Genomic DNA, 14,198 nt, shown 5'->3' with positions numbered 1-14,198 from the left:
CCACAGCCCCTTGAAAACGGCCCGCAGACGGTGTTTGCGGGCCGTTTTGCCGTGTGGAATCTCGTTGTGACACCACAACAGCCGATGAACTATTTTGGTGCAGCGCGTCAATGCCCCTGATTTAGAGTAGTATGTCGAAAATCAGTACAACAAAAATGGCGGGATATTGATGATGAGCGACACACTACTTGATACCGAGATTATGGAATTTCATAAAGAACTCGACGCGCGGGGCTTGAATTGCCCCTTGCCGATTCTGAAGGCGAAAAAGGCTTTGTCAGAGCTGCAGAGCGGGGAAGTGCTGCGCATCATGGCAACCGATCCTGGTTCCGTGCGCGACTTCCAGGCTTTTGCCAAGCAAACGGGCAATGCCCTGCTGTCGCATGTGCAGACGGGTACCGAATTCGTCTTCCTGATGCAACGCAAATAATTCTGCCAGCCGGGGCCGCCGTGGCGCGGCCTGGTGAATACCCTGCCGTGTGCGTCACTTCCGTGCCCTTTTGCTGCCTTGCAGCGTAGCGGCGGACTCCCCTGAAATCCTCAAAGCTGGACAGTTTAGATGGATTGCTCTAACAAAAAATCGCACGATCGTGCTTAAATTCGGTTCAAGATTCAAATTTCTCTTATAATCGAACGCACAATCAGCACTTGATCCGTCATTTTTATAATTTCCCAAAGGCATAGCTATGAAAGTCTTGGTACCCGTCAAACGCGTGGTCGACTATAACGTCAAAGTCCGCGTCAAGAGTGACGGCACTGGCGTCGATACCGCCAACGTCAAAATGTCGATGAACCCTTTCGATGAGATCGCGCTGGAAGAAGCGATGCGCCTGAAAGAAGCCGGCAAGGTCACTGAAGTGGTCGCCATCTCCTGCGGCGTGACGCAGTGCCAGGAAACCCTGCGCACGGCCATGGCCATCGGCGCCGACCGCGGCATCCTGGTGGAAACGACGACTGAACTGGAACCGCTGGCCGTGGCCAAGCTGGTCAAGTCCCTGGCCGAGAAAGAGCAGCCGCAACTGATCATCCTGGGCAAGCAAGCCATCGATGACGACAGCAACCAGACCGGCCAGATGCTGGCAGCCCTGCTGGGTTGGCCGCAAGCCACGTTCGCCTCGAAAGTCGTGCTGGAAGACGGTAAAGTCACCGTCACGCGCGAAGTCGACGGCGGCCTGGAAACCCTGGCATTGACCTTGCCAGCGATCATCACCACCGACCTGCGCCTGAACGAGCCACGCTATGTGACCTTGCCGAACATCATGAAGGCCAAGAAAAAGCCGCTCGAGACCGTCAAGCCGGAAGACCTGGGCGTCGATGTTGCGCCACGCCTGAAGACCCTGAAAGTCGTCGAGCCAGCCAAGCGCTCGGCCGGCATCAAGGTCCCGGACGTCGCTACCCTGGTCGCCAAGCTGCGTACCGAAGCCAAAGTCATCTAAGCGGCTTTGCCGTCTACCCAGAACAATTACAGGACATATCATGGTCGCATTAGTTATTGCTGAACACGACAACGCTACCTTAAAGGGCAGCACCCACCACACCGTGACCGCGGCTGCCCAGTGCGGCGGCGACGTGCACGTGCTCGTCGCAGGCTCGAACGCATCGGCTGCCGCCGCTGCCGCCGCGCAAATCGCCGGCGTGACGAAAGTCATCGTCGCCGACGCGCCATATTTTGCCGACGGCCTGGCCGAAAACGTGGCCGAGCAAGTGCTGGCCATCGCCGGCAACTACAGCCACATCCTGGCGCCAGCCACCGCCTACGGCAAGAACATCCTGCCGCGCGTGGCCGCCAAGCTGGACGTCGCGCAAATCTCGGAAATCACCAAGGTCGATTCCCCGGACACCTTCGAGCGCCCGATCTACGCCGGTAACGCCATTGCCACCGTGCAATCTGGCGACAAGGTCAAGGTCATCACCGTGCGCACCACCGGTTTCGACGCCGCTGCCGCCACCGGCGGTTCGGCTGCCACGGAAACCGTTGCCGCCGTCGCCGACGCGGGCAAGTCCGCCTTCGTGGGCCGCGAACTGGCCAAGTCCGACCGTCCTGAACTGACCGCCGCGAAAATCATCGTGTCGGGCGGCCGTGGCATGGGTTCGGCGGAAAACTTCCACATCCTGGAACCGCTGGCCGACAAGCTGGGCGCCGCCATGGGTGCTTCGCGCGCCGCCGTCGACGCCGGCTTCGTGCCGAACGACTGGCAAGTGGGGCAGACGGGCAAGATCGTCGCGCCATCGCTGTACATCGCCGTCGGTATCTCGGGCGCGATCCAGCATCTGGCCGGCATGAAAGATTCGAAGACCATCGTCGCCATCAACAAGGATCCGGAAGCGCCGATCTTTGCCGTGGCCGACTACGGCATCGTGGGCGATCTGTTCGAGATCGTGCCGCAACTGGTCAAAGAACTGGGTTAAGTCACACCCCTTCCGGTTTTGTTACTGACAAAGCCACGCCGGCCCGCCCCACACGGCGAGCCGCGCGTGGCTTTTTTCTTGGAGAAAAGAAGATGAGCTATCAAGCCCCGCTGAAAGACATGTTGTTCGTGATGAACGAACTGGCCGGCCTGGCCGAAATCCACACTTTACCCGGCTGCGAAGACGCCACGCCCGACACGGCCGAAGCCGTGCTGGAAGAGAACGCCAAGTTCTGCGGCGGCGTGGTGGCCCCCTTGAACGGCCCCAGCGACAAGGAACCGAGTTTCTGGCACGACGGGCAAGTCACGACGTCGAAAGGCTTCAAGGAAGCGTTCAAGGCGTATGGCGAAGCGGGCTGGCAGGGCGTGCAGCATCCGACGGAATTCGGCGGCCAGGGCTTGCCCAAGCTGCTGGCCACGCCGTGCATCGAAATGCTCAACTCGGCCAGCATCTCGTTCGCCCTGGTGGCCCTGCTGTCGGACGGCGCCATCGAAGCGCTGCTGACGGCCGGCAGCGACGAGCAAAAGGCGGTGTACCTGGAAAACCTGGTGTCGGGCAAGTGGACAGGCACCATGAACCTGACGGAGCCGCAAGCGGGATCCGACCTGGCCGCCGTGCGCACGCGCGCCGTGCCGCAGGACGATGGCACGTATAAAGTCTTCGGCACAAAGATTTTCATCACGTATGGCGAACACGACATGGCGGAAAACATCGTCCACCTGGTGCTGGCCCGCACGCCGGACGCGCCCGCCGGCGTGAAAGGCATTTCCCTGTTCATCGTGCCGAAATTCCTCGTCAACGCCGATGGCAGCCTGGGCGCGCGCAACGACGCCCATTGCGTGTCCATCGAGCACAAGCTGGGCATCAAGGCCAGCCCGACGGCCGTATTGCAATTCGGCGACCACGGCGGCGCCATCGGCACCCTGGTGGGCGAGGAAAACCGCGGCCTCGAATACATGTTCATCATGATGAACGCGGCCCGCTTCGGCGTGGGCTTGCAAGGCATCGGCCTGGCCGAGCGTGCCTACCAGCAAGCGGTGGCGTTCGCCAAGGACCGCGTGCAGTCGCGCGACCTGGCCGGCTCGCCGAGCCCCGTCTCCATCATCCACCACCCGGACGTGCGCCGCATGCTGATGTCGATGCGCTCGCAAACGGAGGCGGCGCGCGCGCTGGCCTACGTGGGCGCGGCCATCAGCGACGTGGCGCACCACCATCCGGACGCGGAAGTGCGCGCGGAAAGCCTGGCGACGTATGAATACCTGGTGCCCGTCATCAAGGGCTGGGCCACGGAAATGTCGCAAGACGTCACGCGCGACGGCGTGCAAGTGCATGGCGGCATGGGTTTCATCGAAGAAACAGGCGCCGCCCAGCATTACCGCGATGCCAAGATTCTCACCATCTACGAAGGCACGACGGCCATCCAGGCGAACGACCTCGTGGGCCGCAAGACGGTGCGCGACGGCGGCGCCGTGGCGAAAGCCATCATCGCCCAGGTGCGCGCCACGGAAGCCCAGCTGGGCGAACTGTCCGGCGCCGACTTCCAGGCCATGCAGCGCCACCTGGCCGAAGGCAGCGCGGCCCTCGAAGCGGTAGTCGAGTATGTGGTGGCGAACATGAAGACGGACATCAAGGCCGTGTTCGCGGGCAGCGTGCCGTATTTGAAACTGGCCGGCATCGTGCTGGGCGGCTGGCAAATGGCCCGTGCGGCCGTGGTGGCGCAGCAAAAGCTGGGTGAGGGCAGCGGTGACGCTTCGTTCTACAAGGCGAAAATCGCCACGGCGCGCTTCTTTGCCGACCACATCCTGTCACAGGCGCCAGGCTTGCGCGCCACCATCATCGACGGCAGCGCCGGCGTGATGGCCTTGTCGGAAGAGCAGTTTTAAGTTGAAACTTGGCCGGCGCAAGCTGGCTGAATGCAAAAAAGCGCTGGAGATCACTCTCCAGCGCTTTTTTTACTCTTTCAAAAGCTTATCTTCTGGCAATGCCGTTGCCCGAGTTGCGTACGAGGTCGCCAGCGGCCAGGCCAGGGTCCTGGTCAAACGCGAAGTCGGCCTTGGCGCCCGTTTCGTACTGCACGGTAACGGTCCACACCTTGCTGTTTTTCATGTGGCCTTCGACTTGCTTGCCCGCGAAAGCGCCGCCGGCGGCGCCGGCCAGGGTGGCCAGGTCCTTGCCGCGTCCGCCGCCGACCTGGCGGCCCAGCAGGGCGCCGGCCACGCCGCCGCCGATCATGCCCAGTGCGCCACCTTCGCCCGCTTTTTCAGCGACGTTGACTGCCAGCACCTTGCCGCACTCGGCGCAGATCTGCTGCTGGGCTGGTTTGCTGTTCTGGCCCGCATACGAATTGCCCGCCTTTTGCGCGGCCTTGGCATTGATGATGGCCTGGTCGTATTCGCCCTTGGCGTCGCGCAGGCATTGCATGCGGGCTTTCGAGCTGGTTTCTTCTGCGCACAGTTTCTTGTCGTCCGCATAGCGCGTGTTGGCTTGCTTGGTGTCGTACGCGTATTGCGCTTTCGGCGACAGGTTTTGCGCGAAGGCGGAGGTGCTGAACAGGGCCGTGACGGCGACTGCGAGGATGAGTGGGCGACGAATCATGATCTTCTCCTAGGGGGTGTTGAATGTGCCAGTAATGTCGGCATTGTGAATGCAGTATAGAGGAAAATCATGATTGCTTACCAACACTTACATGTGCGTGCGGCAGGCGCGATCCGATGCTATTTCCGGGTGGAAATTAACCGTAGGCGCCGCCTGTGTACAGCAAGTCGAACAGGCGCGCCATGGTGGCGATCAGCACGCCTGCGCCTAGCATCAAGGTAGCGACCAGCACCACGGCCAGGGGCCAGCCCGTGTCCGACTGGCGGCTGGAGGAGGCGTTGTAGCGCGCATCCCACTTGTCGTCCGGCATCAGGCCCAGCACCAGCGCTTCCAGGAAACCGCCCAGGGCGGACAGGGTCAGCGGCAATATCTGGTAAAACCAGTCCGCTTCGGGAAACAGCTGGCGCAGCAGTAGCGAGGCAGGCAGGGCGGCCAGGTGTAGCCAGCCCCAGCGGTCCTTGGCGCCGTGCAGGTAGAAGCGGTGGGCGCCCAGCATGCCCAGCAGGAAGGCCAGCAGGGTCGTGAAGGCCTTGTTCTTGTGCGATTGTTGCAAAATGGTAGCGGTGGTCATGGGACTCCAGAGTTGCTCATCGGTAAAGATTGCCAGTATCGGTCATTGCTTGCCGCAACGATAGCACTTTCAGGCGGCGTTCAGGCGATGCTGTCGTGCAATATCATCGCCTGGACGTGGCATGGCAGGCACGATAGACGCACGCGCCTATTGCGTCTTCGGCCATGACTGGTCATAATGTTTGATTAGCCCAAATTACACGCCCGTCATCATAACGCTTGCTGCCTGGCGGTAAAGCGCGCTATAATTTGCGGCTTTTTCCGCCTCAGCACACTTTTTGGAAATATTATGGTCGTTATTCGTTTAGCTCGTGGAGGCGCCAAGAAGCGCCCGTTCTTCAACATCGTCGCTACTGACTCGCGCAATCGCCGCGATGGTCGCTTCATTGAGCGTATCGGTTTTTACAACCCGATGGCGCAAGGTGGCGAAGTTCCACTGCGTATCACCGCAGACCGTCTGGCCTACTGGCAAGGCGTTGGCGCACAATTGTCGCCAACCGTTGCTCGCCTGGTAGCTAGCAACAACAAAGCAGCAGCTTAATTAGATCACTGGTTTGACGGTCAAGACTGCATCCGGGGTGAAAGTCCCCGATGACCTGGTACAGGTAGGCTATGTCTCCGGTGCTTATGGCATTGCTGGCGGGGTCAGGATCACTCCTTTCTCCGACGACGCGGATGCATTATTAAGCGTCAAAACCTGGTGGTTTGATAAACCGACCTTGCATGATGTTCAAGTCAGGCAAGCGAAGTTACACGGCGGCGACGTCGTGGCCCAGCTGGTGGGTGTGGTCGGGCGGGATGCCGCAGAAGCGCTGAAAGGCGTGTCTGTGCAAATTCCGCGTAGCCATTTCCCGACGCTGTCGGCCGATGAATTTTATTGGTCCGATCTGATCGGACTGACAGTCGAGAATTTGCAAGGCGAGTGCCTCGGCACAGTGCACGACATGATGAGCAATGGTCCGCAGTCGATCTTGCGCGTTACGCCCGTCGCCACTGCCGATGAGACCGTTGAAAAGGCGCCTGAGCGCCTGATCCCGTTTGTTGGCCAGTTTGTCATTAGCGTTGACAAGCCTGCCAGCAAGATCACGGTCGACTGGGGCCTCGATTATTAAACCGCCTGCGCTTAACTTTGCGCCGGGCAAACTTTGCAGGATGGTGAACGATGCAATTTGATGTCGTGACCCTGTTCCCGGAAATGTTTGCCGCGCTGACGCAGTCGGGTGTGACCCGGCGCGCCTTCGAGCAGGGGAAATGTGGCTTGTCGCTGTGGAATCCCCGTGATTTCACCACCGACAATCACCGTACCGTGGATGACCGCCCGTATGGCGGCGGCCCCGGCATGGTGATGATGGCCCGTCCCCTCGAAGCGACAATTAATGCCGCGAAGCAACGTCAGACCGATCTCGGCCTGGCGGCGCCCCGCGTGGTGTTCATGTCGCCGCAAGGCCGTCCGCTGACGCACGAGCGCGTCACGCAGTTGAAAGCCGAACCCGGTTTGGTGATCCTGTGCGGCCGCTATGAAGCCGTGGACCAGCGTTTGCTGGACCGTTGCGTCGACGAAGAAATCAGCGTCGGCGACTTCGTCCTGTCGGGCGGCGAGCTGCCCGCCATGGCGCTGATGGATGCGGTGATCCGCCTGTTGCCGGGTGTCTTGAACACCGAGGCATCGGCCATCGAGGACAGCTTCGTCAATGGCTTGCTCGATTCGCCGCACTACACGCGGCCGGAAACATATGAAGGTATGGCCGTGCCGCCCGTCTTGATGGGTGGCAATCATGCCGAGATCGTCAAGTGGCGCCGCCAGCGCATGCTGGAAGCGACCGCGACAAAGCGGCCTGACCTGCTGGTCAGTGCGCGCGCCGCCGGCTTGCTCAGCAAGACCGACGAAAAATTCCTGGCCAGCCTGTAAGCCGTTCTCGGACGGCCGGCAGGGTGGCTTTGCAGTGCCGGGCATGTTGCCCAAATTGGTAATACCCATCCTCTACCGGGCGGATAGCACGCTATCCACAGTGCGCCGGCATGATGGTTTTCGGAGTTATAAAAATGGACTTGATTCAACAATTAGAGCAAGAAGAGATCGCCCGTCTGGGTAAATCGATTCCTGACTTCGCACCAGGCGATACCGTTATCGTCAGCGTCAACGTAGTCGAAGGTACGCGCAAGCGCGCCCAGGCTTACGAAGGCGTCGTTATCTCCCGTCGTAACCGTGGCCTGAACTCGAACTTCATCGTTCGCAAGATCTCGTCCGGCGAAGGCGTTGAGCGTACGTTCCAACTGTACTCGCCGCTGATCGCTTCGATCGAAGTGAAACGCCGTGGTGATGTTCGCCGCGCCAAGCTGTACTATCTGCGTGAGCGTTCGGGTAAATCGGCGCGTATCAAAGAAAAATTGCCAAATCGCCGCGTTGTGGCGAAAGCAAGCGCGTAATATCAGCGTCTGCGTTGGGAAAAGGGGTGCCTCTCGGCGCCCCTTTTTTATTCTGAATTGCTATTGAGGCAAGCTGCCATGGCCACCGTCGCATTTGATCCCAAACAACTCGCCATCGATTCGATCGCCGGCGAGGCGGCGCTGGACGCCGAACGCCTGACGCCGGACTGGCTGCGCCGGCGCTTGGCCGAACAACCCGACTGGCAGCCCGAGATTACCCAGGATTTCCTGTCCGCCCGCGCCGTGCCCGTGCGCGCCGCCGTGCTCATTCCGCTGGTGCAACGGCCACAGGGCTTGACCATCTTGCTGACCATGCGCACGGACCACCTGAGCAGCCATGCGGGCCAGGTCAGCTTTCCCGGCGGGCGCAGCGAACCGTTCGACGGTTCGCCCGTGGCCACGGCCCTGCGCGAAACGGAAGAAGAAGTGGGCCTGGCGCGCGAACACATTGAAGTGCTGGGCTGCCTGCCCGACTACCTGACGGGCACCGGCTACCAGGTCACGCCCGTGGTGGGCCTGGTGACGCCGCCGTTCGAGTCGCGCGCCGACCCGTCGGAAGTGGCGGAAATCTTTGAAGTGCCGCTGGCCTTCCTCATGGATGGCCTCAACCACCAGCGCCTGTCGGTGGAATTGCCCGGCGGACGGCGCTCGTTCTACGCCATGCCCTACGAGCGCTTCTACATTTGGGGCGCCACCGCCGGCATGCTGCGCAATCTGTTTCACCTCTTGCGCGCGTAAAATGGCACCCCGCACGTAATAAGTTTGATTCCAGCACTGCACTGCGCTATCGTAGCGGGCATTGCGGTATTGCTGAAAAAGACAAAAAGGACCATTGATGACATTTCTCTCCATACTTTGCGCATTGCTGATCGAGCAGCTCAAACCTTTGCGCGCGGACAATCCGATCTACGCCGAAATCAAGAGCCTGGCAATGCGCATGGAGACCTGGTTCAATGCCGGCCACGCCAACCACGGCCGCATGGGCTGGTTCCTCATGATCGGCGTGCTGATGGTGCCGACGGCCGGCGTGTACTGGCTCTTGCGGCATTACCAGCTGACCCCCCTGGCCTTCGTCTGGAATGTCCTCATCGTCTACCTGACCCTGGGTTTTCGCCATTACAGCCATTACTTCACGTCGATCCAGCTGGCCCTGAGCGCCGGCGACGAGGCGTCCGCGCGGACCTTGCTGGCCGAGTGGACCAAGCTCGACACGGTGGGCATGGAAGCGAGCGAAATCGCCCGCATCGCCGTGGAAAAAGCCCTGATCACCACGCATCGCAATGTGTTTGGCGTGTTCTTCTGGTTCCTCATGCCGCTGGGCCCTGCCTGCGCCGTGATGTACCGCGTGGCCGAATACCTGGCGCGCGCCTGGAACGAGCCCGAGCACATGCGCAATGAAGCGTTCGGCCAGTTCGCCGCGCGCGCCTTTTACCTGATCGACTGGATTCCCGTGCGCCTGACGGCCGTGGCGTTTGCCGTGGTCGGCAATTTCGAGGATGCCATCTACGCCTGGCGCAATTTCGCCCAGCGCTGGCAGGACGAGGCCATCGGCATCATCCTGACGGCCGGCGGCGGCGCCATGGGCGTGCGCCTGGGCACGCCGGCGGAAACGGCGGCCCGCGTGGTCGTCACGCCCGACATGGCCGTCGACGACAGCGACAGCGAAAGCGATATCCTGCCGGGCGAAGAGCCGGGCGCGCGCGCCTTGCAGAGCACGGTGGGCCTGGTCTGGCGCGCCTTGCTGCTGTGGATGCTGCTGCTGTTGTTGATGTCGGGCGCCGTTTTCCTCGGCTGACGCGGGCGCACACGCGCCATCCATGCGCCCGGCGCGTGGAACAAGGTTAAAATAGGGGCTGGCGCGTTACGCGTGCCGGCCCCTGTTTGCATCGTCAGGGCAGATCGAGGTAGAACCCAAGTCTTCTATAAGATATAATACTGGCTTACCGCAGCAAACGTAGTTGAATTACCAGCCCGGCTTACCCGCCGGGGCCATTCACGCAATCCAGTCCCGACAAGCCACATGGCCGAGTTATCTCAAAAAACAGGGGAACTCTCAGACGAGTTCTTCATCCTTGGTCTCACCAGCAATGGCAAGCAATTCCGACCCAGCGATTGGGCCGAGCGCCTTTGCGGAGTGATGTCCTGTTTCAATCCCGAAGGCGGCGGGCGCAATGCGCACCTCCAGTATTCGCCCTACGTGCGTCCGACCGTCGTCAACGGCGTCAAGTCGGTGGTCGTCAACACGAAGTTGCGCGAAATCGAGCCGATGGCGTTTCACTTCGTGCGCGAGTTCGCCAAGGATAACGACCTGCAGATCGTCGAAGCCTGCTTCCTGCCGCCTCCCGAAGAAAAGTAAGTACCGCTCCATTGATTTGCCTCAAGCCCGCCACGGTGGGCTGGCGTAGCGTGGACACTCTGCCTCAAACGGAGTGGCGACATGCGCATCGGCGACATCTGTACCCTGCACACCATCCATTGCCTGCGTGACACCAGCGTGCAAGACGCGGCGCTGCTGATGCGCCAGCACCACGTGGGTGACCTGATCGTGGCCGAACAGCCGAACGGCGAGCGCGTCCCCATCGGCATCCTCACCGACCGCGACATCGTCATTTCCGTCATCGCCCTGGGCCTCGACCCCGCCAGCCTGCTGGTGGGCGACATCATGAGCGCGCAACTGCTCACGGCCAGCGAAGACGAAGACGTCTACGATATCATCGAACGCATGCGCGTCAACGGCATCCGCCGCTTGCCCGTGGTCAACAGCCTGGGCGCGCTTTCCGGCGTCGTCAGCATCGACGACTTGCTCGCCTTCCTGGCCCAGGAAATGGCCGAACTGGCGCGCATCAGCAGCGGCCAGCTGGTTTACGAAAAGCGCACGCGCAAATAAGCCCGCATTGCGCAATTTCAGTCAAATCCTCGTGATCTGAAAATGCTACAGTCGCAGCTCGTTCAACGGGAAGCGTCCATGCACTATCTGGCCAAGGCACTCTGGTATATCGAATCGCATTATGCGGAGAATATCTCGCTCGGCGATATCGCCCACGTGGGCGGCGCCTCGCCGTGTCACCTGACGCGCGCGTTTGGCCTGGCCACGGGCCATTCCGTGATGCGCTATGTGCGGGCGCGCCGGCTCAGCGAGGCGGCGCGCGTACTGGCGCAGGGCGCGCAAGACATCCTCGCCGTCGCCCTGCAGGCTGGCTACAGTTCCCACGAGGCGTTTACGCGGGCCTTCCGTGAGCAGTTCCAGCGCACGCCGGAAATGGTGCGGGCCCAGCGCCATGTTGCCAACCTCGCGCTGGTGGAGGCCATCAAACTGGATGTGGCGCCTGGCGTGGCGCTGGAAGCACCCCGTTTCGAGCAGGGCCCCGCCTTGCTGGTGGCGGGCCTCGTCGAACGTTATCGCGCAGAAACGGCTGCCGGCATCCCCGCCCTGTGGCAGCGTTTCCTGCCCCATGCGGCGCCCGGCCAGCTCGTGTATGGCGTGTGCTGCAACAATGACGATGCGGGCAATTTCGATTACCTGTGCGCCATGCCCGTGAACGACTTTTCCCAGGCCCCCGACGGCTGGACGCGGCTGCGCATCGCCCCGCGGCGCTATGCCGTGTTTCATCACCGCGGTCACATTTCCACGATCCGCGCCACCTGGCACACGGTGTGGAACGAGTGGTTGCCCCGGTCCGGCCTGGAAGTGGCCGACGCGCCCGATTTTGAACGCTACGACCAGCATTTCGATCCCGTCAGCGGCAGCGGCGGCGTGGAAATCTGGCTCCCCTTGAAGGCATGACCATGCTCCATACCTTGTCTGCGCCGGCTGCCGGCGGCACCGCGCTGCGCCAGCGCTTGTTGCAAACTGCCGCCGCGCTGGCGGCGGGCCTGCCCCTGTACTGGGTGCTGGGGCCGCAGCCGCTGGGCTGGCTGGCCTGGTGCGCGCCGCTGCCCGTGCTGTGGCTGGCCCTGCGCTCGTCGCGCCGCGATGCGGCCTGGATGACGTTTTTGGCCGCCTTGCTGGGCCTGTCATCGAACGTTGCCTATTTTCGCCTGCTCATGCCCTTGCCGGCCGTGCTGGCCGTGATGCTCGTCAAGGCACTGCTGTGGCTGCTGGTGGTGCTGGCCACGCGGCGTCTCGTGCTGCGCTACCGCTCCGGCTGGACGGTGCTGGCGTATCCCGTGCTGTGGGTGGCCATCGATACGCTGATGGCGGCTTTGCTGCCGGACGGTAACTGGGGCAGCCTCGCGTATTCGCAGGCGGATAACCTTGCCGTGCTGCAGGTGGCGGCCCTGGCGGGCGTGCCTGGCCTGCTGTTCTTGCTGTGCCTGGCGCCATCCGCGCTGGCCTTGCTGCTGGCGGGCGGCCGCGCATATGCGCCAGCGGCTGGCGCGGCCGCGCTGCTGCTGGCGGCCGCATTCGCCGGCGGCGCCTGGCGCGTGCAGGGCGCGCCGGCCTTGGCGCCGGCAGGGCCGCTGGCGGGGCTGGTGGCCATCGATGACTTTATCGGCCCGGCCACGCCGCCCGCGCGCGCGCAAGCCGTCTGGGACCAGTACGCGCGCCATGTCGGGCAACTGGCCGGGCAGGGCGCCACGCTGGTGCTGTTGCCGGAAAAGATAGCCGTGCTGGCCCCTGCGCAGGCGGACGCCGTGCGGCAGCGTTTCCAGGCGCTGGCGCGCAGCACGGGCGCGTGGATTATCCTCGGTATCGGCGTGCAGGACGCTGCCGGCCGGCGCAACCTGGCCTGGCTGTTCGCGCCCGATGGCACCGCGCCGGTCAGCTATCAGAAGCATCATCTGGCGCCGCCCGAGCGCGAGTTTCTTGCTGGCAGCGCGTATGCCGTGCAGCCGGTGGCGGGGCAGGCCATGGGGCTGGCCATTTGCAAGGACATGCATTTTGCGCCCCTGGGGCGGGCATATGGCGTGGCCGGCGCGCAAACGATGCTGGTACCGGCCTGGGATTTCCAGCTGGACGCCTGGATGGGCGCACGCATGACCGTGGTGCGCGGCGTGGAAAACGGTTATGCGGTGCTGCGCGCGGCGCGCGAGGGCGTGCTGACGGTCAGCGATGCGTATGGGAACGTGCTGGCGGAGCGGGCCAGCAGCGCCATGCCGGGCAGCACCTTGCTGGCGCCGCTGCCGGCAGCGAGGCCCGTGGCCACGTGGGCCGGTTGGCTGGGGCCGCTGTTCGGCTGGCTGTGCGTGGCGCTAAGCGTGATCCTGCTGTGCGCGGGCCGCCGCGCCGCGCCCGCCGTTTGACGTATAACGCCACGTTTTGTTGCAATGCGCAAAACCGTATTGCACAGCTTTCTTTTATATTCTGCGCGGGCGGCCACATAATCGCCGTTGATTATTGCACCATTGCCGTGCATATATAGGCGCGATGCCGGCATATATATTGCACTGCAATAAGTGGTGTTATCTGGTATTGAGAAATTCGCGCATCCGGTATTAATTGGTACTTAATTCAGCCACGAAGTCATACATATCGCCGCGGAAGTAGGAGCGGCAAAATTCCACGGCGCGGCCATCGCGCAAAAAGCCCAGCCTTTCCACCGACAAGCCCGCGTCGCCTTCCTCCGCCTGCAACAGGCTGGCCTGCTCCCCCGTCAACAACAAGGCGCTGAGGCGCTGCAAGGCGCGCACGGGCCGGTTGCCCGCCTGTTCCAGCGCGTCATACATGGACACGTCGACGGCGTCGAGGTTCGGCAGGCAGCTGGCGACGATGGTCGCGTATTCCAGGCACATCGGCACCTCGTCCGCATAGCGGATGCGGTGGAAGCGGTACACGGGCGCGCCCGGCGACAGCCGCAGGCGCAAGGCTTCTTCCGGCGTGACGGTGCCTTCTGCGCGCTTGAGCCACACGCTGCGGGGCGTGCGTCCGCGCGCGCGCATGTCCTCGGAAAACGAGGTCAGCTTGGCGAAGTTTTTCTCGATGCGCGTATTGATGAAATTGCCCGAGCCGGGGCGCCGCACCAGCAAGCCCTCGTTGACGAGGCCATCGATGGCCTTGCGCACGGTGATGCGCGAGACGGACAGGTCGCTGGCCAGCTGGCGCTCGGCCGGCAAGGCTTCCTCGGGGCCGAGGATGCGCTTGTCGATCGCTTCGCGCAGCGCGCGCTGCAGTTGCTGGTACAGGGGCAGGCTACTCGTCTGCCCCAGGCCTTGCATGATGTGAGCGAGGGTTGTCATACGCTGAGGATCTCCGTTAC

The 14,198-nt window shown here is 62.5% G+C and carries 17 protein-coding genes; 14 read left to right on the top strand and 3 right to left on the bottom strand.

What is annotated here, in order from left to right; translation table 11 throughout:
- The first annotated feature begins 202 nt into the window (after window positions 1–202).
- The 4 genes from OX459_RS19715 (at window position 203) to OX459_RS19700 (ending at window position 4,292) form a co-directional block, all read left to right on the top strand.
- On the top strand, window positions 203–430 hold the full coding sequence (locus OX459_RS19715) for a sulfurtransferase TusA family protein (protein ID WP_010395510.1): 228 nt from the start codon (window positions 203–205) through the stop codon (window positions 428–430).
- A 256-nt stretch (window positions 431–686) separates the two neighbouring features.
- The gene (locus tag OX459_RS19710; protein WP_034759884.1) at window positions 687–1,436 is read left to right on the top strand and encodes an electron transfer flavoprotein subunit beta/FixA family protein; all 750 of its coding nucleotides are present in this window, start codon (window positions 687–689) and stop codon (window positions 1,434–1,436) included.
- Between the two features lie 40 nt (window positions 1,437–1,476).
- On the top strand, window positions 1,477–2,409 hold the full coding sequence (locus tag OX459_RS19705; RefSeq protein ID WP_077400542.1) for an FAD-binding protein: 933 nt from the start codon (window positions 1,477–1,479) through the stop codon (window positions 2,407–2,409).
- Window positions 2,410–2,501: 92 nt separating this feature from the next.
- Entirely contained in the window at window positions 2,502–4,292 is a 1,791-nt protein-coding gene (locus OX459_RS19700) for an acyl-CoA dehydrogenase (protein ID WP_289906267.1), read from the top strand.
- A gap of 85 nt (window positions 4,293–4,377) precedes the next feature.
- Here OX459_RS19700 and OX459_RS19695 read toward each other — a convergent pair whose 3' ends face one another.
- Both OX459_RS19695 and OX459_RS19690 read right to left on the bottom strand, forming a co-directional pair.
- Complete coding sequence (locus OX459_RS19695) at window positions 4,378–5,004, bottom strand: glycine zipper 2TM domain-containing protein (RefSeq protein ID WP_099665213.1); 627 nt, start codon at window positions 5,002–5,004, stop codon at window positions 4,378–4,380.
- A gap of 136 nt (window positions 5,005–5,140) precedes the next feature.
- Window positions 5,141–5,575, bottom strand: a complete 435-nt coding sequence (locus OX459_RS19690; protein ID WP_099665212.1) for an NINE protein — start codon at window positions 5,573–5,575, stop codon at window positions 5,141–5,143.
- Window positions 5,576–5,863: 288 nt separating this feature from the next.
- On the opposite strand from OX459_RS19690, the gene rpsP reads away from it, so the two are divergent.
- From rpsP to OX459_RS19640, 10 genes are all read left to right on the top strand, one after another.
- On the top strand, window positions 5,864–6,115 hold the full coding sequence (gene rpsP, locus OX459_RS19685) for a 30S ribosomal protein S16 (protein WP_010395524.1): 252 nt from the start codon (window positions 5,864–5,866) through the stop codon (window positions 6,113–6,115).
- A 13-nt stretch (window positions 6,116–6,128) separates the two neighbouring features.
- Complete coding sequence (gene rimM / locus OX459_RS19680) at window positions 6,129–6,686, top strand: ribosome maturation factor RimM (protein ID WP_289906266.1); 558 nt, start codon at window positions 6,129–6,131, stop codon at window positions 6,684–6,686.
- Between the two features lie 50 nt (window positions 6,687–6,736).
- The gene (gene trmD, locus OX459_RS19675) at window positions 6,737–7,483 is read left to right on the top strand and encodes a tRNA (guanosine(37)-N1)-methyltransferase TrmD (protein ID WP_289906265.1); all 747 of its coding nucleotides are present in this window, start codon (window positions 6,737–6,739) and stop codon (window positions 7,481–7,483) included.
- A gap of 134 nt (window positions 7,484–7,617) precedes the next feature.
- On the top strand, window positions 7,618–8,001 hold the full coding sequence (gene rplS / locus OX459_RS19670) for a 50S ribosomal protein L19 (RefSeq protein WP_035825414.1): 384 nt from the start codon (window positions 7,618–7,620) through the stop codon (window positions 7,999–8,001).
- A gap of 78 nt (window positions 8,002–8,079) precedes the next feature.
- Window positions 8,080–8,739 (top strand): CoA pyrophosphatase, encoded by a 660-nt coding sequence (locus tag OX459_RS19665; protein WP_289906264.1) that lies wholly within the window; start codon window positions 8,080–8,082, stop codon window positions 8,737–8,739.
- A 97-nt stretch (window positions 8,740–8,836) separates the two neighbouring features.
- On the top strand, window positions 8,837–9,796 hold the full coding sequence (locus tag OX459_RS19660) for a CobD/CbiB family protein (RefSeq protein ID WP_099665209.1): 960 nt from the start codon (window positions 8,837–8,839) through the stop codon (window positions 9,794–9,796).
- Window positions 9,797–10,021: 225 nt separating this feature from the next.
- Window positions 10,022–10,357, top strand: a complete 336-nt coding sequence (locus OX459_RS19655; protein WP_029496213.1) for a DUF3579 domain-containing protein — start codon at window positions 10,022–10,024, stop codon at window positions 10,355–10,357.
- An 81-nt stretch (window positions 10,358–10,438) separates the two neighbouring features.
- Window positions 10,439–10,888, top strand: a complete 450-nt coding sequence (locus OX459_RS19650; protein ID WP_289906263.1) for a CBS domain-containing protein — start codon at window positions 10,439–10,441, stop codon at window positions 10,886–10,888.
- Window positions 10,889–10,966: 78 nt separating this feature from the next.
- Window positions 10,967–11,785 (top strand): AraC family transcriptional regulator, encoded by an 819-nt coding sequence (locus OX459_RS19645; RefSeq protein WP_289906262.1) that lies wholly within the window; start codon window positions 10,967–10,969, stop codon window positions 11,783–11,785.
- The gene (locus OX459_RS19640) at window positions 11,782–13,245 is read left to right on the top strand and encodes a carbon-nitrogen hydrolase family protein (RefSeq protein ID WP_289906261.1); all 1,464 of its coding nucleotides are present in this window, start codon (window positions 11,782–11,784) and stop codon (window positions 13,243–13,245) included. Before OX459_RS19645 ends, OX459_RS19640 begins: the two co-directional genes overlap by 4 nt.
- Before the next feature lie 192 nt (window positions 13,246–13,437).
- On the opposite strand, the gene OX459_RS19635 is transcribed toward OX459_RS19640, so the two are convergent.
- Complete coding sequence (locus OX459_RS19635) at window positions 13,438–14,178, bottom strand: GntR family transcriptional regulator (RefSeq protein WP_099665206.1); 741 nt, start codon at window positions 14,176–14,178, stop codon at window positions 13,438–13,440.
- Window positions 14,179–14,198: the final 20 nt, after the last annotated feature.

This window comes from Janthinobacterium sp. SUN026 (assembly GCF_030397625.1).
Lineage (GTDB): Bacteria > Pseudomonadota > Gammaproteobacteria > Burkholderiales > Burkholderiaceae_D > Janthinobacterium > Janthinobacterium kumbetense.
The sequence above is the reverse complement of the archived record's forward strand: the minus strand, read 5'-3'. Positions and strand labels throughout refer to the sequence as shown.

Coding starts and splice junctions, on each gene's coding strand:
- OX459_RS19650 (WP_289906263.1), top strand. CDS start 10,439: ATGCGCATCGGCGACATCTGTACCCTGCACACCATCCATTGCCTGCGT.
- OX459_RS19645 (WP_289906262.1), top strand. CDS start 10,967: ATGCACTATCTGGCCAAGGCACTCTGGTATATCGAATCGCATTATGCG.
- rpsP (WP_010395524.1), top strand. CDS start 5,864: ATGGTCGTTATTCGTTTAGCTCGTGGAGGCGCCAAGAAGCGCCCGTTC.
- rplS (WP_035825414.1), top strand. CDS start 7,618: ATGGACTTGATTCAACAATTAGAGCAAGAAGAGATCGCCCGTCTGGGT.
- trmD (WP_289906265.1), top strand. CDS start 6,737: ATGCAATTTGATGTCGTGACCCTGTTCCCGGAAATGTTTGCCGCGCTG.
- OX459_RS19655 (WP_029496213.1), top strand. CDS start 10,022: ATGGCCGAGTTATCTCAAAAAACAGGGGAACTCTCAGACGAGTTCTTC.
- OX459_RS19695 (WP_099665213.1), bottom strand. CDS start 5,004: ATGATTCGTCGCCCACTCATCCTCGCAGTCGCCGTCACGGCCCTGTTC.
- OX459_RS19705 (WP_077400542.1), top strand. CDS start 1,477: ATGGTCGCATTAGTTATTGCTGAACACGACAACGCTACCTTAAAGGGC.
- OX459_RS19710 (WP_034759884.1), top strand. CDS start 687: ATGAAAGTCTTGGTACCCGTCAAACGCGTGGTCGACTATAACGTCAAA.
- OX459_RS19690 (WP_099665212.1), bottom strand. CDS start 5,575: ATGACCACCGCTACCATTTTGCAACAATCGCACAAGAACAAGGCCTTC.
- OX459_RS19635 (WP_099665206.1), bottom strand. CDS start 14,178: ATGACAACCCTCGCTCACATCATGCAAGGCCTGGGGCAGACGAGTAGC.
- OX459_RS19660 (WP_099665209.1), top strand. CDS start 8,837: ATGACATTTCTCTCCATACTTTGCGCATTGCTGATCGAGCAGCTCAAA.
- OX459_RS19640 (WP_289906261.1), top strand. CDS start 11,782: ATGACCATGCTCCATACCTTGTCTGCGCCGGCTGCCGGCGGCACCGCG.
- OX459_RS19715 (WP_010395510.1), top strand. CDS start 203: ATGGAATTTCATAAAGAACTCGACGCGCGGGGCTTGAATTGCCCCTTG.
- OX459_RS19665 (WP_289906264.1), top strand. CDS start 8,080: ATGGCCACCGTCGCATTTGATCCCAAACAACTCGCCATCGATTCGATC.
- OX459_RS19700 (WP_289906267.1), top strand. CDS start 2,502: ATGAGCTATCAAGCCCCGCTGAAAGACATGTTGTTCGTGATGAACGAA.